Source organism: Exiguobacterium artemiae 255-15 (assembly GCF_000019905.1).
Taxonomy (GTDB): domain Bacteria; phylum Bacillota; class Bacilli; order Exiguobacteriales; family Exiguobacteriaceae; genus Exiguobacterium_A; species Exiguobacterium_A artemiae.
In genome coordinates this window covers 1,317,756-1,342,837 of sequence record NC_010556.1, presented here as the reverse complement: position 1 = coordinate 1,342,837, position 25,082 = coordinate 1,317,756, and the positions used below count along the sequence as shown (strand labels likewise).

Below are 25,082 nucleotides of genomic sequence, written 5' to 3'. Positions count from 1 at the left end.
AGAAGTGTCCCTGTTTGAAAAACGATCCGGGCCCGGTCGTTCGGAGCATGGTTGCACTATCTCACTTTAGCTCATTTATCCAGGAGGAATTATCATGAATCAATTAAACCCGCGTGCTGAACAGGAACAGGTCCCGCAAAACGGCCGCTTCGCCCTGCTCGCACTTGCTATCAGCGCCTTTGGTATCGGAACAACGGAATTTGTCCCGGTCGGTCTGCTTGCTGCGATCGCCGGTGACTTAAATATCGGCATCACTCTGGCCGGACTGATCATTTCCGGTTACGCAATCGGTGTCGCCGTCGGTGCACCGATCTTGACTGCCCTGACGAACCGGATGAACCTGAAAACATTACTGATGGCGTTGATGGTCGTCTTTATCGCCGGAAATCTCGTATCAGCCATCGCACCCACTTTCGAACTGTTGATCGTCGCCCGGTTCATCACCGCGTTTTCGCACGGTGTCTTCTTCTCGATTGGCGCAACGATCGCCGTTCAGCTCGTACCGGAACATAAAAAAGCCAGTGCCATCGCTTTGATGTTCACCGGTCTGACGGTTGCGACCGTAACCGGCGTCCCGCTCGGCACATTCATCGGTCAATCATTCGGCTGGCGTGCGACGTTCTTTGCTGTCGCCGCACTCGGTGTCATCGCCATCATCGCAAGTTTTTTCCTGATTCCAAAAGACTTGAAACAATCACCGCCGGCGAAGTTTTCCGATATGTTTAAACTGTTGACGAACGGACGCCTGATGCTCGGTTTCCTGATTACCGCCCTCGGTTACGGCGGAACATTCGTCGCCTTCACGTATCTGACACCGATCATGCAGGACCTCACTCACATCAGCCCGAGCCTAATCAGTATCATCCTGCTTGTCTACGGCATTGCTGTCGCCATCGGCAACACCGTCGGCGGAAAACTCGCCAACGGAAATCCGATCAAAGCGTTATTTTATATGTTCATTCTGCACGCGATCGTCATGATTGCCCTGTCGTTCATGATTCCGTTTAAAGTCGCCGGGATCATCGGGATCATCCTGATGGGACTGCTTGCTTTCATGAATGTCCGGGACTGCAACTGTATATCGTGCAGCTGGCGGAAAAATACGTTCCGGCAGCCGTCGATGTCGCTTCCGCGTTGAACATTTCCGCCTTCAATATTGGGATCGCCCTCGGGGCAACGATCGGCGGACTCGTCGCCGACACGATTGGCCTTGTCCACACACCGTGGGTCGGCGGAATCATGGTCATCCTCGCCGTCATCCTGACTGCTGTTTCCCGTCGTCTGGAACGTCTGTAATATGACGTCTGATTAACTAGGAGCCATCGAAAGATCAAAACATTTTCCGAGTACCTTCTCGAAAACATGCCGGTGATTTGAACTGATCTCCCTTCAGCCCTCTAACGGATTGCCCTGTCTTTTTACGGAAACTTTTTCCGGTAGAAGACAGGGCATTTTTGTGCACCCGCTTGCCTTAGCCCCGCCACTTCTTTCGAATCCACAAATCGATCGATCGCACATCCAAATAAAAAAGCAGCACACTTATCTCTTTACTTTGAGTTCTTATGAACTTATAATCAAAATATGAAAAGCACATCACTTCAAAGGAGGAAGCGCTGTTGACACTATTGATTGTATTTTTAGCCATCGTCTTCATCATGCTCGCACTGGACCTTGGCGTGTTTCACAGGAAAGCCCATGAGGTCTCGCTCCGCGAAGCCTGGACGTGGACGTTCGTCTGGATCGGACTCGCCGTCGCCTTTGGCGGTTGGTTGTTCTACGCACAAGGTAGTGACGCTGCTATTGAATACACGAGCGTTTATTTCATCGAGAAGGCACTCGCGATTGATAACGTCTTCGTCTTCTCACTCGTCTTTGCGTACTTCGCGATTCCGTTGAAGTACCAGCACAAAGTCTTGTTCTGGGGAATTCTCGGTGCCATTCTCTTCCGCGTCATCTTCATCGTCGCCGGAGTATCGCTTCTTGAGAACTTCGCATGGGTGTACTACATCTTCGGGGCATTCCTTGTCTACACGGGTTACATGATGTTTAAGAACATCGGTCAGGAAACGTCGCTTGAAGAAAACAAAACGATCCGTTGGCTGGAAAAACGCTTGCCAATCACACAAGACATCTCGTCCGGTAAATTTACACAGCGAATCAACGGTAAATTGTTCTTTACACCACTGTTAATCGCGTTGATCTTCATCGAAGTCTCGGATATCGTCTTCGCCGTCGACTCGGTCGCAGCAAGCTTCGCCTACTCGCGTGATCCGTTCATCATCTTCTACGCGAACATCATGGCAATCCTTGGACTCCGCAGTCTCTACTTCGTCCTCGCGAACCTGATTGACCGCTTCTACTACCTGAAACACGGTCTCAGCTTCATGCTCGTCTTCATCGGAGCAAAGATGATTTTCAGTGATGTCTACAAAATGCCAATCTGGATGTCACTCGGAACAATCGTCCTTGTCATCCTGATCAGTGTCATTTACAGCTTTAAAAAGACAAGAACACAAAAGTAACTTCAGGCAAGGAGGGAATCACATGATTCTCTCCTTGTTTTCCGTTCCATCCATGACGACAAAAAAGATGATAGACATCTCTTCTTACGGGATGTCTTTCATCTTTTTTGACAGCATCAATGCAAATCAGCTGTTGACGACTTGTTCAGTTGGTTCTTCCGCAATGGCTGTACGATTGATTGATAAGTTTTCGCCTTCTTTTAACCGCTTTTTGAATTCAGCAGTCGCTGTAAACAGCACATCCGTTGAAGAGTTGAGTCCTGTTTCAAACGAATCCTGCAAGACACTGATGATGAATCCGACAGCGATGACCTGCATCGCGATCTCATTCGGAATCCCGAAAAGACTGCACGCAAGCGGGATCAGCAGGAGTGAACCACCGGCCACACCGGAAGCTCCACAGGCACAGACAGCAGCTAAGACACTCAAGATAATGGCTGTCGGAAGATCGACCGGGATGTTCAGCGTATTGACTGCAGCAAGCGTTAAGACCGAAATCGTAACGGCTGCTCCCGCCATGTTGACGGTCGCGCCAAGCGGAATCGAAATCGCATACGTCTCTTTATCGAGACCAAGTTTTTTACACAGTTCCATGTTAACCGGAATATTGGCAGCCGAACTCCGTGTGAAGAAGGCTGTAATTCCGCTCTCACGGATACATTTAAAGACGAGCGGATACGGATTTTGACGAACGTTGATGAAAACGATCAGTGGATTGACGACAAGCGCTACAAATAGCATCGTCCCGATCAACAGCACAAGCAGTTGACCATAGTTGAGCAGCGATCCGAGACCGTTTTTTGTAATCGACTCAATGACAATCCCCATGATTCCGAGTGGTGCGAGTTTAATGATCCAACCGACCATCTTCGCGATCGCATCCGAGAAATTAGAAATGAACGTTTTCGTTGAATCGGAAGCATTTTTCAGTGCTAATCCCAGCACGATGGCCCACGTTAAGATCCCAATGTAATTGCCTTGGACTAACGCATTGACCGGATTGTCCACCATATTCAAGACGAGTGTCCGGATGACTTCAATCGCATTACCCGGCGCAGCTAATTTCTCCGTACTCTCCGTCAGCGCGATGTTGACAGGGAACAGGAAACTGAATACGACAGCAACGGCTCCCGCTAAGAACGTCCCGAGGAGATACAAGAAGACAATCGACTTCATGTTCGTCTGTTGTCCTTTTTTATGCTGGACGATTGCTGCCATGACCAGGAAGAATACTAAAACCGGCGCAACGGCCTTCAGCGCGGAAACAAACAGTGTTCCAAAGATGGTGATGGACTGGGCAGCTTCAGGAATCGATACAGCTAAAATAATACCAATAATCAAACCGACTGCAATTTGCTTCACTAAACTGATTTGGTTCCACATCTTCAACACTTTCATACGTTCCCCTCCAGGTTCAAAACGAATAAGTTATTTAGAATTTGAAAAACAACGATTCTCTCTCCTATCCAAAAGACAGATAGTTTACTCGTTTATTTTTCTAAAAATTCTCTCAGTTTGTTGTGTTCTATTTTTACATAAATCCGGTGAAATAAAAACTAGTTTTTTGCAAGAAATCCGATTCGTTTAAGACTAGGTGTTAAAAGAATAGGTATGCAATCGATTGCATTATTAAGAAGGAGAAATACTCTTTAAGGAACTTGTTCTTACGAAATAGAAATCAAAACTAATCGATTTTAACGACATACAAAAAGACGATTCCTCGTTCAATACAGGAATCGTCTTCTTTAATTATCACAATTTGTACTTACTTTTCTTTTCGATTTAAAGCATCTCTATAGACGCGTTCTCTCGTACGCTCTCCAATTGCTAAAATACTAACAATTCCTTCAATCTCTTGCTGAATTTCCTAATCATCCGATATTTTTATAATCGTTAATTGCTCGTCACGAATCGTGTAAACGAGCCGAAGATTCAATGATTTGTACTTTAGCTTATAACAACCAGTTAATGGAGCACGTAGCGGTTCACCATGATTTTTTGGATCAACTGCTAATTTTTCCTGTACATCACGCTGAATAATTCGAATGATTTGTCGATCAAGTTTTTTAAGTTCTTTAACAGCTTTAGGGTGAAAATTAACTTTATCGAATTTAGGCGAGAATACTCCCACTTCTAAACGAAGTGAAAGTGGGAGATGAATCGCCAGCCTGTCTTTCGGGTATAGTCCTTTTAAAGATCCTTTTGTTTGAAGGTCCTTTTGAAGGAGGTGAAAAATGGTGTTGAAGCACAAGGCCTACAGATTCAGAATCTATCCCACAAAAGAGCAGGAAATCCTGATCGCGAAGACGATTGGGTGTTCGCGCTTCGTCTTCAACCATTTCCTGGCGAAGTGGGAGGAAATGTACAAGACCACTGGGAAAGGGCTGTCCTACGGTTCTTGTTCCAAAGAAATTCCTTTGTTGAAGCAGGAGTTCGACTGGTTGAAGGAAGTCGATAGTACATCTGTACAGATCAGCGTCAAACACCTTGCCGATGCGTTCGACCGCTTCTTCAAGAAGCAGAACGATCACCCTCGTTTCAAGTCCAAGCGCCATCCCGTCCAGTCGTACACGACCAACATACAGGGCAAGTCTCAACTTCCTGAAGTCTCGATTGTGTGCAACAAGCTCAAACTTCCGAAGCTGAAATGGGTTCGTTTCGCCTATTCGAAACAGATCACAGGCCGTATCTTGAATGCCACGATCCGACGTAATGCGTCAGGCAAATATTTTGTCTCCCTGCTCGTCGAGCAGGAAATCCACGAACTGCCGAAGACCGGTTCATCTGTCGGTGTCGATGTCGGACTCAAGAACTTTGCCACCCTGTCAGACGGCACGATCTACAAGAACGACCGTTACTTCCGAACACTTGAGAAGAAATTGGCGCGCGAACAGCGTAAGCTCTCCCACCGTCAACGAATCGCCCTGGCCAAGAAAGTGAGGCTTTCTGACTCTAAGAACTATCAGAAGCAGAAGCGGAAGGTGGCCCGTATCCACGAGAAGATCGCCAACAAGCGCACTGACTTCCTGCACAAGGTATCGACCGAGATCGTCAAAAACCACGATGTCATCGGCATCGAGACTTTGCAGGTGAAGAACATGCAGAAGAACAGCAAGTGGAGCAAGGCCATCTCGGACGTCAGCTGGTCGGAGTTCTTCCGCCTGCTCGAATATAAGGCGGGCTGGTACGGGAAAACCGTCGTGAAGGTCGGCAAGACCTTTGCTTCGAGCCAACTGTGCTCCAGTTGCGGCCATCAACACAAAAACGTGAAACATCTTGGCTTACGGGAATGGACATGCCCGAGTTGCGGGATCCATCACGACCGGGATGTGAACGCAGGACTGAATCTCAAACAAGAAGCCGAACGTATCTTAGCTTCTTCAACCGTCGGGACGACGGGGCTAGCCTGATCAGGTTTCGATCGTTAGGTCGGATAACTCAGGAATCCTTCACCTCTAAGTAAAGCGTAGGTGGAGGTAGTTCAAACACGAGCATTCCACACTTTCAACATTGATTTTTAGTCAATGCTCAGAGAAGCAAACACGTCGTCAGCATCAATGAATGTTTCCGGCGAATTTTCCGCATCTCGCAGACGAGAAAGAAGCTCAAATTCTTCAATTAAAGCTGCTTGTTTGACAATCATCTCGCTCATTTCTTCGAATTGATGAAAACCTACAACGACCGTATCAATTTCTCCTTGCGCATTAGTGACGAAGAGTGGCACCTCTTGTGCTTTTTCTCTTGTTTGTTTGAAAGAACGTGAGACAGCAGTCGTTGAGATAATTTGATCCGCAGTAAGCATCACAACCGACCGTTCTTTTGATTTCGAAATCATATAAAACTCCTCCTCAATCCCACTCTGCTCTTCACCTCGTTACAGTAATCTCAGTTTTCATAGATAGGCACCAGGCCATTGAAACGTTTAGATGAATGAGTGAAAAGCACGTGGATAGTTTTAAATATGATATAGTAGATAATTTCTTTACTTTAATAACTATATACATCGTATCGCACGTTTCAAAAAACGTATAGATAAACGTTTTAAAAGACACATAAAAATGTGTATAGAGATTTAATTTCTATCGACAACCACATTTCCTTCTTTGTCTAATAAGGGTGTCATGCCACTGAGACCAAGACCGCTTGTCATTATATAATTCACACCGGTCTCTGTATCGACGATGATTTTAATGATTCCTCCGCTCAGATGTTGTTTGGACTTCACGGTAAACCGCTTTTTCATTTCGTGCACACTCCTTGCTTCATTTTTTAATCAAGACGTATATTTTCTCGGGAACTTCGAGCTCATCAATGTTCAAAAGCTGTAACTCTAACATCATCTTCAACTCCCTGTCTTCTCCGCCCCAGCAGAATAGAGCTTAAAGTAAAAATAAGCATAACAATAACAGCATCCGAAAAGGATGCTGTGCATTGTAAACCAATTCTGTTGTTACTTTTCCGTCATGTAGACTTCAATAATTTTTGTGTATAACGCATCTAATTTCGCGTTTTCTTCAACCAGGATCGTTTCTTTTGTATTCACAAACAGTTGATTTGCTTCTTCAAATTTACCGGCGTAAACCAGCAGTCTGATTGCACCGCGTTTGTCTCCGACGATTTCTGATGAGTCTTCACGAGCATACAAAAGCCGATCATATACTTGATCCATGATTTCGATTTTCTCGTCTGCACTGAAGTTATTGGCATCCAGGTAGATTTTCAAACGATTGGCGTAGTCCTTATAGTCGAGTACGGTTAAAGCTTTTGTAATCGATCCGTACTGACCTTCAAATAACTTGATTTGCTTATTTTCGTAGTCAACAATCACTTTATAAAGAGCCTGTCCTTCTTTGGTCAACACCTTTTCCGCCTTCGTCAAACGAATCGTTTCTTTTTTCAAAGTATCAATCCGTTTGTCCGCAGCCTTTCTTTCCTTCTGCGTGTTCACTTCTTTAATCAGCTTTTTCAAGGCTTCCGCTTCTTTTCGTGCCTTCTTCCGGTCCGTCATATACTGTTTTGATTTTTTGTTATACGCTTCCACTTTGGCGCGGTACACAGAATCCGTGATGTAGTCCGGTACTTTGATTCCGCCCAGATTCCCCATATGGAAGAGTGTGCTGCCGTACGATGCTACGACTTTCGTTTGTTTGGCGCGATACTTTTTGTAGTCGAATTTTTTCTTCGCGACTTGCGTCGTCTTGGTCGAAGCGTCCGCTACATTGCTGTTTACTCCGACTCCCGTCAATACAAGAGCCGTTACAAGCGTACTCGCCATTGCTTTACGAACCGTTACTTTTTTCATACGTTCACGTCCTTTTTTATGTGGATTATGTTTCAGTCATTTTTTATTCCAAGGAAATAAGTAAATATATTCCATGTCTTCAGTTTATCACGTCCGGATGCCGTTGTTGAACAGAATTCATGTGGATTACTGCTTTATTTTCCCTTCCGGTATGAGAAGAACAACACCTAAGAAAATCAAGATTCCAAACAGGACATAATCCGTTGTCGGTAATCCTCCTCCCCAGGCAAGATCCCCGTCTTTCGTAGCAATCATTGATCCCACAGCCGCAATCGTCTCCGTCATTTTATTGAGCTGGATGATCAGCATACTAAACAAAACCGTCTGGACGATAATCAAGACCCCAATCCATTTCTTTACATCGATTTCCTCCTGCTCAAGTTTGTAATAAAGCTACAATTTCCGGATAACGGTGTTTGACGGCAAAGTCGAGTGCCGTTCTTCCTTCCGTGTCTGGATGCTGTCGATCTGCACCATTCTCCAACAATAATTTGGTGATTTCGGTTAAGCCGTACTGACTCGCCAGCATCAACGGGGTATTGTTCTCATTTAACGGATTTTCGATTTCCATGTCGGCTCCTGCTGCCAATAATGCCTCTACCGCTTTGACATGCCCTTCCCCGGCCGCCAGATGGAGCGGTGCGAAGCCGTTCATTCCCATCCGGTTGACATCGGCCCCCGCTTCCGCCAGCATACGAATTTTCTTTGTTTTTCCTTCTTGAGCCGCATAATGCAGCGGTGTATGCCCTTCTCCACTATCTGTCTGCCAATCCACACGTGTCCGGTCTTCGAGTAATCGCCGGAGAACCCGTTTATTCCCGGAACAGGCAGCGATAAAATGCAGTGCCGTAAAGCCGTCCCCGTCAAAATCAAGGGCAGCACCGCGGTCAATCAGTTGGATTGCGATTTCACCCTGCTTTTCATACAAGGCGAGATGCAACGGTGTCAGACCATCCTTATCGCGTTGGTTGATATCCGCCCCATGATCAAGCAACAGCGTGACGATTTCGTCATACCCTTCCTCGACTGCCCAGTGCAGTGCGGAAGATCCTTCTTCATCGAGCGTATTCAAATCATCTCCGCGCGCGATACAGGTCTTCACCTTTTTGATATTTCCGAAAAAAGCATAATCTTGAATGGATTTTTTAGTCATGTCGTCTCTCCTTTTTCGACTGTCGTCAAAGCGAATGATATCGTGACGTATAGAAAAAGAAGAAAACGATTTTACTCGTTTTCTTCTTTTTCTATACGTCGGATCAATAAACGTTTCCATCTGAACTCAAGCCTCTTGACTGTCCCGACAAGATACAACATACCGATATGGAGCAACATACTCGATTTTGCTCTCGGTTCTTCCAGACGCACGATGTGTTTCACTAATAATGAAATCGCCCGTCGTCTCATATCGAGCATGGACAGTTGTGTAGCAATATGGGTGACCCAGGTGTATCGATTCACGCTTAACTCCATTATGTGTTAAAAGTTCGTTAGTTTTTTACGTTTAACCAGCAAGAGAACAATCAGGAGAAACGCCTCAAGAATCAGAAAGATACCAACGAAGAAATAAACGACCAGAACCTGACTGACTCCATCAATCGCGACTTCAAAAAACCAGATTAGGGAGATAATCAGTGTATAGATAAAGTTGACAAGTGTTCCTCTGAACAGACTTTCTTTTAAAGTTTTTGTGTTCCGAGCTTGACTAGTGATGACAACGATCGCTCCTATTACCCAGATGACCAACAAAAGCTCAAAGATAAAATCAGAATTCCGTTGTACGTCCATGACATCACTCCCTTTTTCGATAGACTGATTCAGTTCATGAATCGTGCATATTAATGTGCTACCTATATTTTACAGGATTGTTCCATCCACCAGTCTTCCGAAAGTTGAGTGCATGGGATTTTCAGTTTCACTCATCGAAATCCGGATACTCTGTAATTTTGCGTCTACTGACACGTTTATCTTGTCCGATTTGATCCGTTTCTTTCAAATGGTACTGCACGACAAGTAACACCAACATGACCGCGGACAAAACAGATAAACTGGCGTAGTATGGCTGTACTTCCCGCTCCAGTTCAAAAGCGGACAAGACTTGCAATACCATCAATGCACCAAACATTCCGTGAAAATACCGCCGGAAAAATTTCGGCAGACCAACCTGACCAAATGTCTCATACCAGACGTAAAGTCCTAAACCGAATGCAAAATTATTAAGCCTCTCGTAAGGAAGGACGAACAAGAGAATCCCGAGTCCAAGGAGCAGCCACGCCAAACGAATGGCCGGCTCAAAAAAGCCAGGATCAAGAGGTGGTTCTTCCGGTTCATCAATGACGTGCGCTGCCTGTTCTGCCTCTGTCAGCGGTCGAAAGCCGAGTGCTTCTTTTTCTTCGGCCAACTGACGCATCCGCTGTTTCATGCCAAAATAGAACGGGAACCGCTCTGTCGTGACCTCCCCTTCGTTCGTTTGACCATTGGCCTGCTCTTGGACGGAGACCTGATAAAGCGTCCGCCCCACCCGGTAACAGACCCAGTAATCGACGGTTTGACTGATCTCTCGTTTTAATTGAATCAGTGATTCTTGTTTATCCTTCATGCGGTGTGATCTCCTTCGTCGTAAGTTCCTTTAATTGTTGAGTCGTGTACAGCAAGAGGATGAATCCTGCGATAAGGCAGACGGTTCCGTTGGCAGAAAGATTAAATGGTTCTAAATAATCTTTTGATGAACCGGCCAATACAAAAAAGAATACGCCTCCCGACCAACGATAAAAACGGGCACGGGCTGTTTTCCCTTCAATATAGATCGGATAAAAGAAAGATAAGAACACAAGCGGAATATATCCCGGGATCGGTAACAGACCGGTCAATGTCGATAATCCGCACAGCATGAGCAAGAGAGCACTCAGGAGACGTAATTTGATGTTGCGCCGATCTGCGCGGTAGTTCATCGCCTCAGATTGAGAAAAAGGTGCTTTCAAGTACCCCTCCTCCATCTTTTGACGCATCCATTCTTTTTTCTGACGATAGGCGGCGAATGTATTTTTTAAAGGAATTCGAACAGTCGCCGTCTCCTCGTTAATTTCAATCATGTCCTCACTATTCAGGGCCGGTTCTTTCCGGGCAACACCTTCCCTGACGAATAACGTGCGTCCTTCTTGGTGATAGACGACATGATAGACTTCATCGTCAATTTGCTTCAATAATTGCACCATGCTGGTAGCTCCCTTTACATTGCTGTATATATAATTTTTTAAGACTGCATCCTACACCTTCAGTCGTGTGTGATGAATGATGCCCGCCTATTATTTCTTCTCTTTTCCTTACCAAACTTCGTTGACACCATACAGTAAAAGTACCCCTCCTGCTAAGCAGAAATAACCGTATTGTCTGACGGATAATGAACTAAAGAGGATGACACCAATTGATAAGAGAAGACTGAGCAAAAACGAATCGACATGATCGACCCCGTCTCCATGCCCGGATAGCGGCGTTTTGTTCGCATGCTTACATCGGATGAAGTACGTTCCTAACATCAACAAAAAGAGTCCGGCGGCAAGACCGATGAATGGTAAGATCACGAGCGGTTCCTCCAAGATATATATTCATTTTCATTAGATAGCAAGTTTATTTTGATAAAGATATTATACTACTATTGAACTACCTCCACCTACGTTTCGCTTAGAGGTGAAGGATTCCTGAGTTATCCTACCTAACGGTCGAAAATTGATCAGGCTAACCCCGTCGTCCCGACGGTTAAAGAAGCTAAGATACGTTCCGCTTCTAGTTTGAGATTCAATCCTGCGTTCACATCACGGTCGTGGTGGATCCCGCAATTCGGAGATGTCCATTCTCGCAAGCCTAAATGTTTCACATCCTTGTGTTGATGACCGCAACTCGAGCAGAGTTGACTCGATGCGAAGGTCTTTCCGGCCTTCACGACGGTTTTCCCATACCAGTCCGCCTTGTATTCGAGCATGCGGAAGAACTCTGACCAACTGACATCAGAGATGGACTTGCTCAATTTGCGATTCCTCTGCATGTTCTTCACCTGCAAGGTCTCGATGCCGATGACGTCGTGGTTTTTGACGATCTCGGTCGATACCTTGTGCAGGAAGTCAGTGCGCTTGTTGGCAATCTTTTCATGGATACGGGCGACCTTTCGCTTTTGCTTCTGATAGTTCCTCGCCTCGGAAAGTTTCACTTTCTTGGTCAGCGCGATGCGTTGACGGCGGGAGAGCTTACGCTGTTCGCGTGTCAGTTTCTTCTCAAGCGAACGGAAGTAACGGTCGTTCTTGTAGATTGTGCCATCCGAAAGGATGGCGAAGTTCTTCAACCCGACATCGACGCCAACGGATGAACCGGTCTTTGGCAGTTCGTTGATCTCCTGCTCGACGAGCAGGGAGACGAAGTATTTTCCTGAAGCGTTTCGTCGGACGGTTGCGTTCAATATACGGCCTGTGACCTGTTTCGAATTGGCGAAACGAACCCATTTCAGCTTCGGAAGTTTTAACTGGTTCCCGATGATAGAGGCTTCGGGAAGTTGAGATTTCCCTTGAATATTGGTCTTATACGATTGGACGGGGTTCCGCTTCGACTTAAATCGAGGGCGTTCGTTCTGTTTCTTGAAGAAGCGGTCAAACGCATTGGCAAGATGCTTAACGCTCGTTTGAACAGAAGTGCTATCGACTTCCTTCAACCAGTCGAACTCCTGCTTCAACAGAGGAATTTCTTTAGAACAAAAACCGTAGGACAGTCCTTTCCCAGTGATCTTGTACATTTCCTCCCACTTCGCCAAGAAGTGATTGAAGACGAAGCGCGAACATCCAATCGTATTCGCGATCAGGATTTCCTGCTCTTTCGTGGGATAGATTCTGAATTTGTAAGCCTTGTGTTTCACCACTATTTTTCACCTCCTTTGAAGGGAATGTACCCGAAAGGCAGGCTGGCGATTAATCTCCCACTTTCACTTTGCTTAGAAGTGGAAGTATTCTCGCCTAATTTTTGATAAATACGATATTTTCCTTTATTAAGTTTCACTCATGAAAAAAATCCCAAATTAAATATTTAGAGATCGTAATCAAGGAACGTGATTCTCCCAATCGGATATCGACAAGATGTTTAGAAATACCACATAAAGAAAAAGCCGACATCGCTGATTGGATGTAGGCTTCGTTTGATTATCGTGAGTTTTAATAGATTGACCGTACTTCTCTTGATCGCAACAATTAATTATGAAGTTTTAAAACCTCTTATACGAAAGGATTACGGGTGAAGTTTACTAGTTCATCCGTATCGAACAATCGATCTTCGAATTGATCCGCTCGATGCTTTTCGATATATTTTTCTTCGAATTTAAATATTTTTACGGGAATACGACTATAAGTACAGAAAAACAAATAATAGTGATTAAAATCATACCAAGCGTCATTACTAGGTTAAACGTCCAATAGGGTATCGGTTGATTCTTATAAACATCCAGTCTCTTGATTGGTAAGATAAATATTAACCAAATGGTGATCATAAAAAAAGCAGATAAAATACGTTTATCAGAAACTAACTCATCAATTGAAAATCTTATGAAAATCCACAAGCCTATGTTAATTACAAATACTGCGATGAAAGATCTTATTAATATTGATTGATTCATATTGTCCCCTCAGTTGTATCAATCGTTAATTCTTATTTGCTCTTCTTTTCTTGTGTTCAAAAATGGCCCACGGAAACCATAGTACGGATTCTGTCTTCTCACCCAATGCATTACAATAATCTGAATAACGATCAGCTTCTTCTATCGAATCAATCAACCCATAACGATTTGGTGAAAAATTAAAATGCTGATGCAAATCACGCTCTAATCCATTACATAAATAAGAGTGAAACGAGCCAGAGTCAAATCCCAAAACTTCGTATCCTATTTTTTTTGCTCCCTCTATCCCAGGTGGGTGGTGCTGTGACAACATTTTTTCCACTCCATATGGTTCAGGATTTTTACTGTTGAATAATTCTACATCTTTAAGAAAATCTACTATATACTGCTCAGGTAATCCGATGCTGATGATGCGTATACCAGGTAGATGAATCAAAAAACGCTTTAAAAAATCTTCCGCAGTATGTAAATCAGAAAATACTTGAGGAAACAAAACATCACCAGTATTCCTATGTTCTTCCATCCATTGTTCGAATAACTGAACGGTGTTGAGCGAAAGACCGAGTTGATCCATATAGCGTTCTTTTTTCACTTCAGAATTTCCCCATAAAATACTGGTATCAGGATATTGCTTACAGAGACAATCACTCACTGATAGCAGGGTTTCAGAAACAATATTTTCATCCATATAATCTTTGCGGGGTGTTGGCATAACAAGAAAATATCCTGCAGATATGTAATTCAAATGTTCATCTCCTTCTCATACGGGATTGCTATAATAATCATAAAGTATTTGAAATTTTAATGAATCTTCATGCCGGAGTGCTTGAACACGCCGTTGGATTTGGCTTTTCTTCCATCATTTCCTGCATTCCCGGTGAACTGGCTTACTTTGAGACAGAACAATCATTTGGAGCACCACCTCGTTATTTATTGAAGAAACCTGCTTATCATTAAAACACGAAGGAGAACTTGCAGATGTTTTTAATTAGAAACGATTTAATCGATATTTCAGATCAAGAGGGGACGTTAATCTATCCCGATCGCCTACAAATTTTTTTATCTCAGGATACTGAGGTCATTAAACACCGCTGTGCTTTACTCATCCAACTGGATGAATACGAAGATAAACTATTCAAGCCCACTGAAGTCCTTGAACTCCTTGGTATTTGTGAGGTTCTTTCTCATCGACATTGTTTCCCTCATGAACCATGGAGATTGAAGTCGGCAGACCCTCTCATTCAAGATTTGCATTATTTTTTGCAAAAATTAAAAGGTATGTGTATACAGGCTGTTTATCAAGATCGACTGATTTTTTTCCTAGGATTATCCTGAGACTGATTTTAAGCAATTAATTTATGCTCTTACTGATACCAAACATATTTTTGCCTCCCTTCTGCCTACTGTTCGATTTCATCCTCAGGAAAGAATGCTTCGATTTTTTCCAATGCATCGAAACATGCTTCGTTTGAGAAGATCAGGACATTCTCCAAATCAAATCCGATTTTCAAAAACGTCGTCGGTTCTGTCATATCGACCACTGGTACGAGTCTTTCTTTTTTGACGAACCACCGTCTAGTACGCCGCGTTTCAAATTTCAATAGATTCGTCAAAGAAATCAAATAGTAGCCATTGTAACTAGCCAATGAAAGTGACTTCTCTAGCACTTGAAGCAAGTCTTCTGGTTGATTTACTTCAATGATCATATAAGTCTCACGTTTATTAACCGAAGTCTGCGTATAAAGTAACTTTCTTTGCTTAACCGTAGATATCACATCTTCTATTCCTGAATCAGTCAGTTCATGTAACCCAAAGGATAGATAGACGGGAAAACGATTCAAACGCGTAAATAATTGCGTTAAAACTTCCTCATCCGAAATGATTTCATCTTCATTGGAATCCTCGTTATAATACTCGAACGAAAAAATAGTTTTCAGTCGTTCTTGTCCTTTCATCACTACATAGTACTCTTTGATCGTTTTCACGTGATCCAGCTTTTCTTCGATATAGATGTGCATGTTGCTTCTCTCACTTTCGCTGGATTGTCAAAGTCATCTTCAGGATTGTTTGCTAAACGGTAATAGATTATATATCGATGGACTTCATTTATGTTCAACAATGAGACATATCTATTTCATTTAAGAGGTAGTTTCGATGAGACAATCCATGACATCGCAGATATTGTCTTAAGGGGAAAGCGAATCACTTGAATCATCATCTCTGTTAATAAGCAGTTTTAGTTCCCACGAGTTTTTGTGATTAAGATATGTGTTCTTTCAGGAATCTGAATATCCTCCAGCTGTTCAAGTTCTAAAGAGAGCGTCATACTTTTTTCTTTTGGATAGGACTCTTCTCCAAGCCAACATGTATATAGTTCAAAGGATTCCCCCTCGTCTAAGAACTCGTTCATGAGCGTAAATAAATGACGTAATTTTTCTTTTGACCTCACTGAAACAACGGAATCGAAAGGTTCTACGATTTCGCTGCCCCAGTGACTTGAAATCTCATACACATACCATTTATGAAACTGTGAAGTTTTAACATTGTATAGACAATTTTCATCTGCAAAACACCGCCCTATATAAAATGGAAGTGTTTCATCTTCGTCATCCAAATCTAGATACTTATCAGGTATCTGCCTATCCATACAAATATACGAAGCTAAGCTCATCGCTTTTTCCTCCTTCTTCTTTTTTATCTGTGTTGACCTGGATTTGTCTCTACATCATCTATACTTCCAAAATGCGCAATCTTTTCATTGGTGACGAATTGTAATATTAAGTGCAACACCTAGCTGAAAACACAAAAAAAACCCATAACGGCCTCGTGTAGAATAGAGTTACCACACAAAATTCAACGGAGGATTCGTTATGAGCTATATTCATCTTACCATATCAGAAAGAGTCAAAATAGAGACGTATCTCGAGCTAGGTTTCTCTGTCCGAAAGATTGCGGGACGCCTGGGGCGTCAACCTTATACGATTTCACGAGAATTGAAACGAAATCCTCATTACGATTCTTCTCATGCTGACCAGCGTTATGTGGAGCGAAAGAAGAAGTGCGGTGCACGTACGAAGTTTACGCTCGAAAAAGGAATCTGCATCCTCGAAAAATTACGGGAGACGTGGTCCCCTGAACAAATTGCCGGACGATTATTCCAAGAAGAAGGACTCTCGTTCAAGACAATTTATCGTTGGATTTATAGTGGCCTCGTCGAGGCCGATTCTGGACTTCTTCGGCAAAAGGGAAAGCGTCAGAAACCACGTGAGACGCGCGGACGCTTCAACGTCGGACTGCCAATCAGTAAACGTCCGTCCGACGTCAAAGGGCGTCAAACGTTTGGACATTGGGAGCTTGATACTGTTGTATCGGGTAGAGGAACGTCAAAAGCCTGTGTCGCAACGTTCGTCGAGCGAAAGAGTCGTTTTTATCTCGCTGTACCGATGGAAAATCGGTCCGCTCAATCGATGGAGTCTGCGATTCAAGCATTACATCTTTCCTTCCCGTTGGGAACGTTCCAAACTGCGACGACAGATCGTGGAAAAGAGTTTAGCTGTCATGAACGAATTCGTGACACGTTAGGCTTACCCATGTATTTTGCAGATCCGTATTCTTCTTGGCAGCGTGGTAGTAACGAGAACGCCAATGGTCTTCTCCGTGAATTTTTCCCGAAGGGGACAGATTTCGGAAAGGTCAGTCGTTCTGAAATCGCTCAAGCGCTCGCCTGGATTAATGGGAGACCACGAAAATGTCTTAACTGGAAAACTGCATACGAGGTCTTCACGCAAGAAGTGTTGCACTTAATTTGACAAACCGTCTTGGTACAAAAATGATCGAGCATACCAAACCGTCCATTTGCATCACGTGTCACAATGAAGTTATACGGCATGCACAACATGAACTCTGTCATGAAGTTCTCGAGCGTTCGTCGAGAGGGCTTTGAGTAATTCGTTGGCAGGAATCCAGAAGTGATTTCTTTTCGGTTCAGCAAATGCAACAGACGATCTTCGAAGACCGCTTGCCAATTCGTATCGGTCAATGTCATCGCATGTATCGAGTCCTCATCATTTAAAACGCCACGGCCGCAAAAGACGACCTCAACCGGGAACGTCGCATACGGTAAGACAGCATCAAAAAAGTTTTCGTACTCCGTACCCGACTCGCTTAGTTCCTCATAGACGACACCATACATCGAGACACTATCGTTAGTAACGCAAACGATTTCCTGCCCGTGTTTCCGAATGCTGAGAATCGTCTTCGACTCGGCTGACATCCCTATCTGTTCGATTTCGAGTTGATTTAGAAATGTCTTCAGTTGCGACGTTTCTGTCATAATGATATGCGACAAGACTGTCCAATCTGATAAATCGTAGGTATTGCGGTTTTGTTTCACCGGACGTTCCAACAATTTGACTTCAAAAGGATAGTTATCCTGAGTCACTTGAATTCGGACGAGCTCTTGCCAATCGTCATGCGGTAACAGTTCCCGGTAGATATCAATCCATTCACCACTCTGAAATTCCACTTTTGCTCCTCCTAAAACTTGGCTTACCTCATTCCTTAGTACGTTGCAAACCCAAAACCCCATTCATCAATCGCAGCGTTCGTGAATTATCTTTGTGATTTTTCTATCTAATCAACCCCACCGACAGGTCACGCTTTCGTCTACTTCAAGCCGTAGGTGAATCAGGGTATTTGCGTTCAGACCTGAGAGAGTCAGAGCGCGAGTTTCTCCACCCGTATAGGACAATTCGAAAACGACACCTGTCATCTCTATTAGTAAAAAGAATGTCCAGTGAAGGTTGTATTCACTCTCATACAAAAGATCCCACAATGGTTCATTAAAATCCTTTTCGTTTACCGCATACAATTTCATGAAATCATTTTCGCCCAACAGTTGAAGCGCAGCGAACACTTTCTCGTTTGGAATTTGCGGTTTTTGAATGATCAAGGAGTAACCTTCCGCCAGCTTCTCAAGTAGTTTTGTTTTACTGTCCGGGATATCCTCTTCCACCACGGTTGAGGGCAGGTTATTGATCTTCAACGGGAGACCCAATTCATATTCAAACGGGTCGTCAAATTTCAAAAGTTCTTCATAAGAATAAGTTGTCTTCATCGATATAATCCTCTCTAACATCCGTTGTGCTTAAGATTTCTAGTAAGCATATTAAAAAATCTCACCTTCTACTTGAATGGTTACTTCAACAAGCTTAGGCGAGACGCTTTCAATCGCTGGTATTCAATTATTCGAAGTCCGCTTCAAAATCCTATTTACTCAGTTTCCCTTCTCTGTTAGGCTAGATGATACTTTTTGACAGAGGTATCCGACGATATGATTATGGGTCGTCCGTTCTTTCAAGTCATCGTTTTCAACCAATTCGTCAATCGCTTCCGAAATGACGTTCCACAGTTCCGTATTCTTGTATGGATCGTATGGCGTTTTCATTGCTTATTCTCTCCCTGCTTTTCTTGTCGCTCCCGCCACTCCATGAACCCTGCCGTCTCTTCTTTTGAAAAACGCAACCAAAGTTCATACGTCCGGGCGTGTTCCTGCCATTCCTCCATGAACTCGGTCTTTTGAACCGAATCATCGAGTTGATCAATCAACAAACGTGTTTCTTTCAGCGTCTCCGCATCGTCTTCCGTCTCACTTAAATACAAATCTTCATTGAGATGATGGAAGGCATACCATAGCCAATTCAACAGATGACGAATCATCGTCTCAATTGCCAATTGTTCCTGCCGACCTCCGCGGTCAATCGCCGTCTGCAGGTACTCAAGACGGTTATCTTCTTCAAAAGAGAAGACGCCAAACCACCGATACGGTCGTACGTCTTCCGGCAAATCATTCATCCACTGCTTGAGGACAGGTTTCAATAACCGCTCATTCAAGGGATGAATCAACAATTCGTGTACCTCTTCCTCCCGTTCACATGCAGCAACCAGTCCGTGAACTGCCGTTGTCGCTGAATGTCCCATACGAGTGCTTCCGCTATGAATTTGTTCATCTGCTGTAAAAACACGTTTCGCAATCCCTGTTGTTTCGCAAGATAAGCGGAACGTAATGATGAGAAGTCTGAACTCTCTTTTTCTTGCAACAACTGCTTTAAAAATGTTGTCGGCATACCTGACCCTCCCGTTCCTTGTCAGCTTACGTGTCAAAACGTTTTTTGCTTTTTTTCATATACACATACAGGAACACACCCGTTACGAGTAACAGACCGGCGTCCAGATATTTTATGCCCGGTGCATGTCTGTAACTGATGTTAATCAGGACATAACTGATAAAGCACATCGTTTTGACCCAAAACGGCAGCATTTTTCCGCTCGTCGACATGATGAGGAAGGGTACTGCAAGGATGACTATCACGTACGGAGATAAAGTCCAGGTTGTTACAATCGGAATCAATACCACTCCGAAAAGTACATACGCAAACCATGTCGCCCTCTTGTGAAACGTCAACTGTTCTTCTTGAATCGGCACCGGATCCGGTGTGATTTCCTGTTGATACCCGTCCGCCTGCTTCTCGGCAATCAGTTCCTTCACGCGACGTCGGGCTTGAAAACGAAACGTAAACCGTTCTTCCGTTTTTTCATCAATATCTTCATCCAGCATCCACGGTTCATTGACTCCAAATAATGCCTGAACCGTCCGGCCGTCGCGATAAATGGTCCAGGAATACATCAAGCTGCCGATTTGTTTTCTAAGTATGATCATCAGGATATTTCATCTTCCCTTCATAAACTCTATTTTGCTGGATAAATCGGTTGATCCAACCTGAAATCATACACCTCGGTCCAAATGTTTAAGCGGGTGTCATTAATAATGACAACGTCCCGTCGCCATTTCACACTTACCTCTCTACACGGATATTCCCAGTAGATGCGCCGCTGTTCTTTAGTTTTTTGATCTTCCATGATTCCGAGCATCGCAAATCCCGTCGTCGCCCCTCCGCTCGAACGATAAAACCGTAACGTATACCGCTCGTCCGGAGAAGTGACCGTCTTGTATAAATCGCCTTGCGGTACGTATTTGATATCTACGGCGAAGAGCGAGATATAGATTTGCCAGGCCAAATATCCCGCCAGCAGTATGACAAGTAGACTCGCGATGATTCTAATTTTTTTCCACACGTTCATTTCCTCTTTTCTTGCTTTTTACCATGACGCACCGATCCAGTACAGCAGTAGAAAGCCGCCGGCAAAGCACAGGTAGCCATACTGTTTGACGGATAAGGAGCAAATGATGCAGTCATGTTTTCTCCTCGATTCGTTAACTTGTTATATCAACTACGTCTCGTTCCAAAAGTCGGTTTCATAAAAAAACCACTTTTCCGCTCGTCCGGCCGGAAAAGTGGTGCTTACTCTGTCGTTCCCCTTCGAGTTCCTCGAGAACGTTCTCCGGGTTCAGCTCCAGTCCCTGTAAACTGGCATCCCAGTTCAGTCCGCAATACAAACCGTCTTGAATCATGTTCGGCAGCCAGCCGTCTGTAAAGACCTCGAGATCGAGTCGAATCAGATGATAATTCTCCCATCCGTTCCTCTGACAGGCACGTGCGCCTTCTTCCGTCGAGAAAAACAGCGGCACATCCGTTTCCTCTTGATTCGATGGACAATAGGCCTAGCCCGACTGCTTCAATTTCGATAAACCGTAAACAGTTCCTGTCTCAATTACCGTCTGAAGAAAGTCTTCCGCCTGCATGGCACTCTCTAAAAGCTGTTGCTCTTGTTCCAAAAAGACTACGAGCGTCGGGGCGACCGGGAACAACTCCTGTTCTTCGTGATCCCACAGGACGATGGTTTCTGTGTCCGGCAAGAGATAGCCGAGTTCATCCCCGGAACCGTCCGCGGCAATCCGGAAAAACCCGTCCGGATAGTCTTCTGCATCCGTCGAGTTGACATGGACGACGTCTTCCCACGTCCGCTTGATATACTGTTCGTCCTTGATCGGATGGAATTGCCACTCACCGGCTTCAAACTTATTTTCCTTTTTAAAGTACGTCCGCAGCTCGGAAGGCAGCGAAAATCCGAGTTCTGTCTCGACTTCCTGCAACCGTTCTTCTGTAATGCCTGGTAATCCGATCTGGTGTTCCATTTTCACTACTCCTTTATGTACAATTTCGTTTCTTGCATTTACGTTTCTGTATCAATGATGTGGTCCATCTCATAACTATCCGGTAATATCGTTTTTAGCTGATCTACCGTCTTGAAGGCATCTCCATTTGCGAACCACATGAAACCAAGCGCGTCATGAGAAGGAAGAATGAACGGCAACCCATCATGTGCATCGAGCACATGCGTAAATTTCGCTTCTTTGAATATCCATTTTCCTGAGGTTTTTAATTGATACGCGGGTCGTGTGAACGTGATGATGAACGTTTCACTCCAAGCGGCTCGAAAAAATGTCTCGCTTAACACGAAATGTAGATCATTCGCATTCAACACTTCGATACAACAATAAAAACCCGTGCGACGCTGATCGCCTTCATATCGTGGATGTTTATGACAGTTTAATGGTCGCGCTTTTAAACGCTCCAGAATGTGCAACTCATCCTCTCGAATCTCATCAAAATTCGTCGTGATGTATAAGGGAAAACGATCATAGCGCACTAGGGCGTCATATAACACTTCTTCTGTCAGTTCACTCATGTAGCCGCCTACTGCATGGTCATAACACATGACTTCATATACGATTTGCATTTGACCAAGCACGTTGATCTCATACGCCTGAAGTTTCCGTTGGATACTCTTTGTCTGAAAAGAGATTTCGAAGATTGTCAGCTCATTCATGCCTTTTACTCCCTTTAGATTCGTCACTTCTCAATTTTACCGATTAAAGTTCTTTCCTGCAGGATAAAGTCCAATCAAGCGCCTGCCGTAATGAACTTTTGCTTGACCCATCCGGATCTGAGTTACGTCATATTGTTCCTTAAAATATTCAACGACTGCCTCGACGATATGAGACGGGTCGAGGACATGGAGGACGAATTCGATTGCTTCCGGTCCATAGTCATCTTCTAAGAAATAACCGTTCCCGGTTACTCCAAGAAATTCTTCGAGATCTTCCTCGATTTTCGTGCGACTCTTCCAAACGGCATCATACTGTTCCTCGTTGCAGGTCAGCTGAACGACGACTTCCTTAAAGTCCTGTTCATGGATTAACCGGTAGCCGTCTGCAACCTTTGCCTCCGCCAGCTCCCGGATATAGCCATCCATGTTGAAAAAACGGGAGAATTTCTGTTCACTTTCCGGTTCTTCCGCTATCTCTTCAACAATACCTTGCAACGTATACAACTTCCGGCCGTCCTTAACGAATAACCAAAAGTGATTCCGACCATCAATCGATTTGATGACTTGCCCCCTAACATCCTCTCCTTCACATCCGCTCCATTTCTTATGAAGTGAGATAAACTTTTCATTTCCATGTATTCAAGCGAATATTCTGCTTCGAATCCTGTATTCGCTTGACCAACCTTTTGAACTTTCGTCGATCACAATAAAATAGTTAAGGATCATATGCTTTTCTGCATCTATCTATTTCGTACTTTCCGATACAGCGGAATGATCCGTTCCCTCGGTCCGATGACATCTACACCTTCTCCATCCGGTCCGACCGAGACGACGGCGTATGAGACATCGATTCCCGGAAAGTCTTCTGTGGCTGATAATACATCTGTTCCGTACGTGATCACGGAATAGAGATAATTTTTCTGACCGTGACATCCGCATGCGTGCAGGAATGGAATCATTTCTCGCAACGTTTTTTCCTGATTAACGATGAGCCGTATGCTGATGTCATACGAAGCTTCTCCTCCATCAACGAGCTCTGTTCCGTTATTTCTTGACGTCTGATACGGTATGTCGAAGGATTCGAGAACCTCAATTGTTTCATTTATCGAAAAATCAAATACATCAAAGACCATGCAGATCGGGAATGCATTCGTTTGTCCAAGTAACCACATCGCATCCTCGCTGGCAACTTCTTCGGTTGATTGGTTGATCGCGAATCCCCACTCAAAATAAATATTGAGATGTTCATACTTTTGAAAACGCTCATCCTTCGGTATATTGACTTCTAGATGATGAACCTGTTTGTAGTGATCGACGAACATGTTGCTTTCTTCCTCCCTACAGCAACGTATGATTGCTTTTCGTTCTATGAATATGATCCTCAAATCAATGGCTGACGTGTTAAGTCAAGCAGTTCATCCTCTGTTGCATCAATAATTTCGTCGAAATCTTCCGCACCGTGTTGCTCAAGATAATCCGCCTCCGATTCAAAAATCGGAACAAACCAAACCGGCAAAACGTGTTCCGGCTCATCAAAATCGTCGTCCCCATGATGGATGAAAAAGCTCTCATCAAAATAAATCGGTGCCGTCACGTAGACTCCTGCAAATCCATATTGTCCGAACACCGTCTCAGGCATACTGTAGAATTCGCCCAATTCAAAAGCCTGTCCGGTTTCCAAAGCATGCGTCGTCAGACGCCATAGCAATTCGATGACATCTTCCTTCGCTTCCGGCTGCTTGACCGACATCATCACTTCCTGGTGGGCTATCCGTCCGTCTTCGAACTGAAGCGAATGCCAGATCAACCCGAGCGATGTCGCCGTATAGGTAGCATTAATTGGTGCGTTCTCGAACTTCAGGAATTGAATATTTTCTTCCATCATATCTTCTAGTTCTAAACTTCCTTTAATCTCACCACAGTGCTTTTCCAAATGCTCAATGTAATTCATATGTCCTCCCGTTTTCTTTCTTCACCGACCAAACAAGGCCAAAAAGAAATTCCATTTATACTTCATATTATATAATCAGATAACATTATTGGGAATTTTTATTTTAATTGTTAAATCTCGTTTTTTCATTTCGATTTAGGGGCAACTTCCAAATAATTAGTATAATCACAGTGATATTAAACGAACGTGAAAGGAACGTGTCCATGAAAAAAATATTAATGGGTTCACTGATTGCTGCGAGTGCACTTGCAGGCTGTGATTCAGGTGAATCTACGGAAGTAAAAGCTTCTTCCTATGATGGAACATACTTAAAAATCGGTGTAATTGGAGAACAGCCTGATCTGAAAGAGAAAAATGTAAAGTTCATGACACTCTCGTTTGAAGAACTAGAGGACACAAACCGGATTTCCTCAAAGTTTGATGCGGTGTTCATCACAAAAGATAACTTAAAACAGGCAGATGAAGAGAAGTACGTGAAGGTGTACCGGAAACTTGATGTTCCGATCTTCTTCTTAGAGACAACAAAGGGGTTTCTCCCCTTCGTGTTTGAAGATTTAACGTATGCCAATGCGAGCGAAGTGAATGATGCCTATGTATCCGGTTATCTGCAAGAGAAAAAAGATAGCTATCGCTTCTAGGAATATGGGTTAAACAACAATCAAAAGAACGATAAAAATGTCAAAGATGTCTATTCACGAATCTTCGAGACGATTGCAGAAGTGAAAGAATAACAAAAGGAGTGCTAACCGGGTCTGTTTCCATCGCCCGTTTGCACTCCTTTTACCACATCCGCTCATTCAACGTCCTCGATTTCAATCGTCTCGTGTTGATACGGATGATCTGAAAAATTCGCAACAAAGTCAAATCCAT

General features: G+C 43.9%; 33 protein-coding genes and 2 pseudogenes. 7 read left to right on the top strand and 28 right to left on the bottom strand.

Annotated features, from left to right (window positions below):
* The first annotated feature begins 94 nt into the window (after nt 1-94).
* Both EXIG_RS06885 and EXIG_RS06880 read left to right on the top strand, forming a co-directional pair.
* A pseudogene (locus tag EXIG_RS06885) lies at nt 95-1,296 on the top strand (MFS transporter).
* A 320-nt stretch (nt 1,297-1,616) separates the two neighbouring features.
* Entirely contained in the window at nt 1,617-2,522 is a 906-nt protein-coding gene (locus EXIG_RS06880) for a TerC family protein (RefSeq protein ID WP_012370212.1), read from the top strand.
* Between the two features lie 126 nt (nt 2,523-2,648).
* On the opposite strand, the gene sstT is transcribed toward EXIG_RS06880, so the two are convergent.
* Nucleotides 2,649-3,920 (bottom strand): serine/threonine transporter SstT, encoded by a 1,272-nt coding sequence (sstT, locus tag EXIG_RS06875; RefSeq protein ID WP_012370211.1) that lies wholly within the window; start codon nt 3,918-3,920, stop codon nt 2,649-2,651.
* A 469-nt stretch (nt 3,921-4,389) separates the two neighbouring features.
* Nucleotides 4,390-4,653 carry a type II toxin-antitoxin system RelE family toxin gene (locus EXIG_RS16230; RefSeq protein ID WP_012370210.1) on the bottom strand — a complete coding sequence of 88 codons (264 nt, stop codon included), beginning with the start codon at nt 4,651-4,653 and terminating at the stop codon, nt 4,390-4,392.
* 106 nt (nt 4,654-4,759) lie between these two features.
* On the opposite strand from EXIG_RS16230, the gene tnpB (EXIG_RS06870) reads away from it, so the two are divergent.
* Nucleotides 4,760-5,932 carry an IS200/IS605 family element RNA-guided endonuclease TnpB gene (tnpB, locus tag EXIG_RS06870; protein WP_041261889.1) on the top strand — a complete coding sequence of 391 codons (1,173 nt, stop codon included), beginning with the start codon at nt 4,760-4,762 and terminating at the stop codon, nt 5,930-5,932.
* A gap of 107 nt (nt 5,933-6,039) precedes the next feature.
* On the opposite strand, the gene EXIG_RS06865 is transcribed toward tnpB (EXIG_RS06870), so the two are convergent.
* From EXIG_RS06865 to EXIG_RS06815, 12 genes are all read right to left on the bottom strand, one after another.
* Entirely contained in the window at nt 6,040-6,357 is a 318-nt protein-coding gene (locus tag EXIG_RS06865; protein WP_012370208.1) for a hypothetical protein, read from the bottom strand.
* A 237-nt stretch (nt 6,358-6,594) separates the two neighbouring features.
* The gene (locus EXIG_RS15905; protein ID WP_012370207.1) at nt 6,595-6,765 is read right to left on the bottom strand and encodes a DUF6440 family protein; all 171 of its coding nucleotides are present in this window, start codon (nt 6,763-6,765) and stop codon (nt 6,595-6,597) included.
* Nucleotides 6,766-6,972: 207 nt separating this feature from the next.
* A complete protein-coding gene (locus EXIG_RS06860) occupies nt 6,973-7,824 on the bottom strand; it encodes a hypothetical protein (protein ID WP_012370206.1) in 852 nt (283 codons plus the stop codon).
* A gap of 126 nt (nt 7,825-7,950) precedes the next feature.
* The gene (locus EXIG_RS06855; protein ID WP_012370205.1) at nt 7,951-8,163 is read right to left on the bottom strand and encodes a hypothetical protein; all 213 of its coding nucleotides are present in this window, start codon (nt 8,161-8,163) and stop codon (nt 7,951-7,953) included.
* A 37-nt stretch (nt 8,164-8,200) separates the two neighbouring features.
* Nucleotides 8,201-8,977, bottom strand: a complete 777-nt coding sequence (locus EXIG_RS06850; RefSeq protein ID WP_012370204.1) for an ankyrin repeat domain-containing protein — start codon at nt 8,975-8,977, stop codon at nt 8,201-8,203.
* Between the two features lie 71 nt (nt 8,978-9,048).
* The gene (locus EXIG_RS15835) at nt 9,049-9,282 is read right to left on the bottom strand and encodes a hypothetical protein (protein WP_012370203.1); all 234 of its coding nucleotides are present in this window, start codon (nt 9,280-9,282) and stop codon (nt 9,049-9,051) included.
* 18 nt (nt 9,283-9,300) lie between these two features.
* Nucleotides 9,301-9,609, bottom strand: coding sequence for a hypothetical protein (locus EXIG_RS06845; protein WP_012370202.1), 309 nt, complete (start codon nt 9,607-9,609; stop codon nt 9,301-9,303).
* A 127-nt stretch (nt 9,610-9,736) separates the two neighbouring features.
* Nucleotides 9,737-10,420, bottom strand: coding sequence for a hypothetical protein (locus tag EXIG_RS06840; protein WP_012370201.1), 684 nt, complete (start codon nt 10,418-10,420; stop codon nt 9,737-9,739).
* Nucleotides 10,410-11,036: a hypothetical protein gene (locus EXIG_RS06835; protein ID WP_012370200.1), complete on the bottom strand. Its 627-nt coding sequence runs from the start codon at nt 11,034-11,036 to the stop codon at nt 10,410-10,412. Before EXIG_RS06835 ends, EXIG_RS06840 begins: the two co-directional genes overlap by 11 nt.
* Before the next feature lie 108 nt (nt 11,037-11,144).
* The gene (locus tag EXIG_RS06830; protein ID WP_012370199.1) at nt 11,145-11,402 is read right to left on the bottom strand and encodes a hypothetical protein; all 258 of its coding nucleotides are present in this window, start codon (nt 11,400-11,402) and stop codon (nt 11,145-11,147) included.
* 149 nt (nt 11,403-11,551) lie between these two features.
* Nucleotides 11,552-12,724, bottom strand: coding sequence for an IS200/IS605 family element RNA-guided endonuclease TnpB (gene tnpB, locus EXIG_RS06825; protein ID WP_012370198.1), 1,173 nt, complete (start codon nt 12,722-12,724; stop codon nt 11,552-11,554).
* Between the two features lie 772 nt (nt 12,725-13,496).
* The gene (locus EXIG_RS06815) at nt 13,497-14,216 is read right to left on the bottom strand and encodes a hypothetical protein (protein ID WP_148206605.1); all 720 of its coding nucleotides are present in this window, start codon (nt 14,214-14,216) and stop codon (nt 13,497-13,499) included.
* A gap of 59 nt (nt 14,217-14,275) precedes the next feature.
* Between EXIG_RS06815 and EXIG_RS15900 the strand changes: the two genes are divergently transcribed.
* Together EXIG_RS15900 and EXIG_RS06810 are read left to right on the top strand one after the other, a co-directional pair.
* Entirely contained in the window at nt 14,276-14,428 is a 153-nt protein-coding gene (locus EXIG_RS15900) for a hypothetical protein (RefSeq protein ID WP_167315842.1), read from the top strand.
* A 21-nt stretch (nt 14,429-14,449) separates the two neighbouring features.
* On the top strand, nt 14,450-14,806 hold the full coding sequence (locus EXIG_RS06810; RefSeq protein WP_012370196.1) for a hypothetical protein: 357 nt from the start codon (nt 14,450-14,452) through the stop codon (nt 14,804-14,806).
* A gap of 65 nt (nt 14,807-14,871) precedes the next feature.
* Here EXIG_RS06810 and EXIG_RS06805 read toward each other — a convergent pair whose 3' ends face one another.
* On the bottom strand, nt 14,872-15,489 hold the full coding sequence (locus tag EXIG_RS06805) for a hypothetical protein (protein ID WP_012370195.1): 618 nt from the start codon (nt 15,487-15,489) through the stop codon (nt 14,872-14,874).
* Nucleotides 15,490-15,707: 218 nt separating this feature from the next.
* Nucleotides 15,708-16,142 (bottom strand): hypothetical protein, encoded by a 435-nt coding sequence (locus EXIG_RS06800; RefSeq protein ID WP_012370194.1) that lies wholly within the window; start codon nt 16,140-16,142, stop codon nt 15,708-15,710.
* A gap of 199 nt (nt 16,143-16,341) precedes the next feature.
* Here EXIG_RS06800 and EXIG_RS15710 point away from each other — a divergent pair, with 199 nt between their 5' ends.
* Nucleotides 16,342-17,280: an IS30 family transposase gene (locus EXIG_RS15710; protein WP_012370193.1), complete on the top strand. Its 939-nt coding sequence runs from the start codon at nt 16,342-16,344 to the stop codon at nt 17,278-17,280.
* Here EXIG_RS15710 and EXIG_RS06795 read toward each other — a convergent pair.
* The 12 genes and pseudogenes from EXIG_RS06795 to EXIG_RS06745 all read right to left on the bottom strand — a co-directional run bounded on the left by EXIG_RS06795 (nt 17,184) and on the right by EXIG_RS06745 (nt 24,212).
* The gene (locus EXIG_RS06795) at nt 17,184-17,996 is read right to left on the bottom strand and encodes a hypothetical protein (RefSeq protein WP_012370192.1); all 813 of its coding nucleotides are present in this window, start codon (nt 17,994-17,996) and stop codon (nt 17,184-17,186) included. The genes EXIG_RS15710 and EXIG_RS06795 overlap by 97 nt on opposite strands.
* A 111-nt stretch (nt 17,997-18,107) precedes the next feature.
* Entirely contained in the window at nt 18,108-18,587 is a 480-nt protein-coding gene (locus EXIG_RS06790) for a hypothetical protein (protein ID WP_012370191.1), read from the bottom strand.
* A 159-nt stretch (nt 18,588-18,746) separates the two neighbouring features.
* Nucleotides 18,747-18,917, bottom strand: a complete 171-nt coding sequence (locus EXIG_RS15895; RefSeq protein ID WP_012370190.1) for a hypothetical protein — start codon at nt 18,915-18,917, stop codon at nt 18,747-18,749.
* The gene (locus tag EXIG_RS06785; protein ID WP_041261574.1) at nt 18,914-19,450 is read right to left on the bottom strand and encodes a hypothetical protein; all 537 of its coding nucleotides are present in this window, start codon (nt 19,448-19,450) and stop codon (nt 18,914-18,916) included. The genes EXIG_RS15895 and EXIG_RS06785 overlap by 4 nt, the downstream gene beginning before the upstream one ends.
* 172 nt (nt 19,451-19,622) lie before the next feature.
* Nucleotides 19,623-20,189, bottom strand: a complete 567-nt coding sequence (locus EXIG_RS06780; RefSeq protein WP_012370188.1) for a hypothetical protein — start codon at nt 20,187-20,189, stop codon at nt 19,623-19,625.
* A 29-nt stretch (nt 20,190-20,218) separates the two neighbouring features.
* Nucleotides 20,219-20,611 carry a DUF5412 family protein gene (locus EXIG_RS06775; RefSeq protein ID WP_012370187.1) on the bottom strand — a complete coding sequence of 131 codons (393 nt, stop codon included), beginning with the start codon at nt 20,609-20,611 and terminating at the stop codon, nt 20,219-20,221.
* Nucleotides 20,612-20,786: 175 nt separating this feature from the next.
* Nucleotides 20,787-21,071: pseudogene (locus EXIG_RS06770) on the bottom strand (DUF2750 domain-containing protein); the annotation flags it as partial.
* A 21-nt stretch (nt 21,072-21,092) separates the two neighbouring features.
* Nucleotides 21,093-21,566 (bottom strand): SMI1/KNR4 family protein, encoded by a 474-nt coding sequence (locus EXIG_RS06765; protein WP_012370185.1) that lies wholly within the window; start codon nt 21,564-21,566, stop codon nt 21,093-21,095.
* A 38-nt stretch (nt 21,567-21,604) separates the two neighbouring features.
* On the bottom strand, nt 21,605-22,261 hold the full coding sequence (locus EXIG_RS06760) for a hypothetical protein (RefSeq protein ID WP_012370184.1): 657 nt from the start codon (nt 22,259-22,261) through the stop codon (nt 21,605-21,607).
* 36 nt (nt 22,262-22,297) lie between these two features.
* Nucleotides 22,298-22,765, bottom strand: coding sequence for a hypothetical protein (locus EXIG_RS06755; protein WP_012370183.1), 468 nt, complete (start codon nt 22,763-22,765; stop codon nt 22,298-22,300).
* 236 nt (nt 22,766-23,001) lie between these two features.
* Nucleotides 23,002-23,583 carry a hypothetical protein gene (locus EXIG_RS06750; protein WP_012370182.1) on the bottom strand — a complete coding sequence of 194 codons (582 nt, stop codon included), beginning with the start codon at nt 23,581-23,583 and terminating at the stop codon, nt 23,002-23,004.
* A gap of 59 nt (nt 23,584-23,642) precedes the next feature.
* Entirely contained in the window at nt 23,643-24,212 is a 570-nt protein-coding gene (locus EXIG_RS06745) for a suppressor of fused domain protein (RefSeq protein WP_012370181.1), read from the bottom strand.
* A 203-nt stretch (nt 24,213-24,415) separates the two neighbouring features.
* Between EXIG_RS06745 and EXIG_RS06740 the strand changes: the two genes are divergently transcribed.
* Nucleotides 24,416-24,850, top strand: coding sequence for a hypothetical protein (locus tag EXIG_RS06740; protein ID WP_012370180.1), 435 nt, complete (start codon nt 24,416-24,418; stop codon nt 24,848-24,850).
* The last annotated feature ends 232 nt before the right edge of the window (nt 24,851-25,082 follow it).

Bases quoted from the DNA above. Each gene is read 5' to 3' on its own strand.
- sstT (WP_012370211.1), bottom strand. From the start codon at position 3,920: ATGAAAGTGTTGAAGATGTGGAACCAAATCAGTTTAGTGAAGCAAATT.
- EXIG_RS06865 (WP_012370208.1), bottom strand. From the start codon at position 6,357: ATGATTTCGAAATCAAAAGAACGGTCGGTTGTGATGCTTACTGCGGAT.
- EXIG_RS15905 (WP_012370207.1), bottom strand. From the start codon at position 6,765: ATGAAAAAGCGGTTTACCGTGAAGTCCAAACAACATCTGAGCGGAGGA.
- EXIG_RS06860 (WP_012370206.1), bottom strand. From the start codon at position 7,824: ATGAAAAAAGTAACGGTTCGTAAAGCAATGGCGAGTACGCTTGTAACG.
- EXIG_RS06850 (WP_012370204.1), bottom strand. From the start codon at position 8,977: ATGACTAAAAAATCCATTCAAGATTATGCTTTTTTCGGAAATATCAAA.
- EXIG_RS06845 (WP_012370202.1), bottom strand. From the start codon at position 9,609: ATGGACGTACAACGGAATTCTGATTTTATCTTTGAGCTTTTGTTGGTC.
- EXIG_RS06840 (WP_012370201.1), bottom strand. From the start codon at position 10,420: ATGAAGGATAAACAAGAATCACTGATTCAATTAAAACGAGAGATCAGT.
- EXIG_RS06835 (WP_012370200.1), bottom strand. From the start codon at position 11,036: ATGGTGCAATTATTGAAGCAAATTGACGATGAAGTCTATCATGTCGTC.
- EXIG_RS15900 (WP_167315842.1), top strand. From the start codon at position 14,276: ATGAATCTTCATGCCGGAGTGCTTGAACACGCCGTTGGATTTGGCTTT.
- EXIG_RS06810 (WP_012370196.1), top strand. From the start codon at position 14,450: ATGTTTTTAATTAGAAACGATTTAATCGATATTTCAGATCAAGAGGGG.
- EXIG_RS06805 (WP_012370195.1), bottom strand. From the start codon at position 15,489: ATGCACATCTATATCGAAGAAAAGCTGGATCACGTGAAAACGATCAAA.
- EXIG_RS06800 (WP_012370194.1), bottom strand. From the start codon at position 16,142: ATGAGCTTAGCTTCGTATATTTGTATGGATAGGCAGATACCTGATAAG.
- EXIG_RS15710 (WP_012370193.1), top strand. From the start codon at position 16,342: ATGAGCTATATTCATCTTACCATATCAGAAAGAGTCAAAATAGAGACG.
- EXIG_RS06790 (WP_012370191.1), bottom strand. From the start codon at position 18,587: ATGAAGACAACTTATTCTTATGAAGAACTTTTGAAATTTGACGACCCG.
- EXIG_RS15895 (WP_012370190.1), bottom strand. From the start codon at position 18,917: ATGAAAACGCCATACGATCCATACAAGAATACGGAACTGTGGAACGTC.
- EXIG_RS06785 (WP_041261574.1), bottom strand. From the start codon at position 19,450: ATGGGACATTCAGCGACAACGGCAGTTCACGGACTGGTTGCTGCATGT.
- EXIG_RS06780 (WP_012370188.1), bottom strand. From the start codon at position 20,189: ATGATCATACTTAGAAAACAAATCGGCAGCTTGATGTATTCCTGGACC.
- EXIG_RS06775 (WP_012370187.1), bottom strand. From the start codon at position 20,611: ATGAACGTGTGGAAAAAAATTAGAATCATCGCGAGTCTACTTGTCATA.
- EXIG_RS06765 (WP_012370185.1), bottom strand. From the start codon at position 21,566: ATGGAACACCAGATCGGATTACCAGGCATTACAGAAGAACGGTTGCAG.
- EXIG_RS06760 (WP_012370184.1), bottom strand. From the start codon at position 22,261: ATGAATGAGCTGACAATCTTCGAAATCTCTTTTCAGACAAAGAGTATC.
- EXIG_RS06750 (WP_012370182.1), bottom strand. From the start codon at position 23,583: ATGTTCGTCGATCACTACAAACAGGTTCATCATCTAGAAGTCAATATA.
- EXIG_RS06745 (WP_012370181.1), bottom strand. From the start codon at position 24,212: ATGAATTACATTGAGCATTTGGAAAAGCACTGTGGTGAGATTAAAGGA.
- EXIG_RS06740 (WP_012370180.1), top strand. From the start codon at position 24,416: ATGAAAAAAATATTAATGGGTTCACTGATTGCTGCGAGTGCACTTGCA.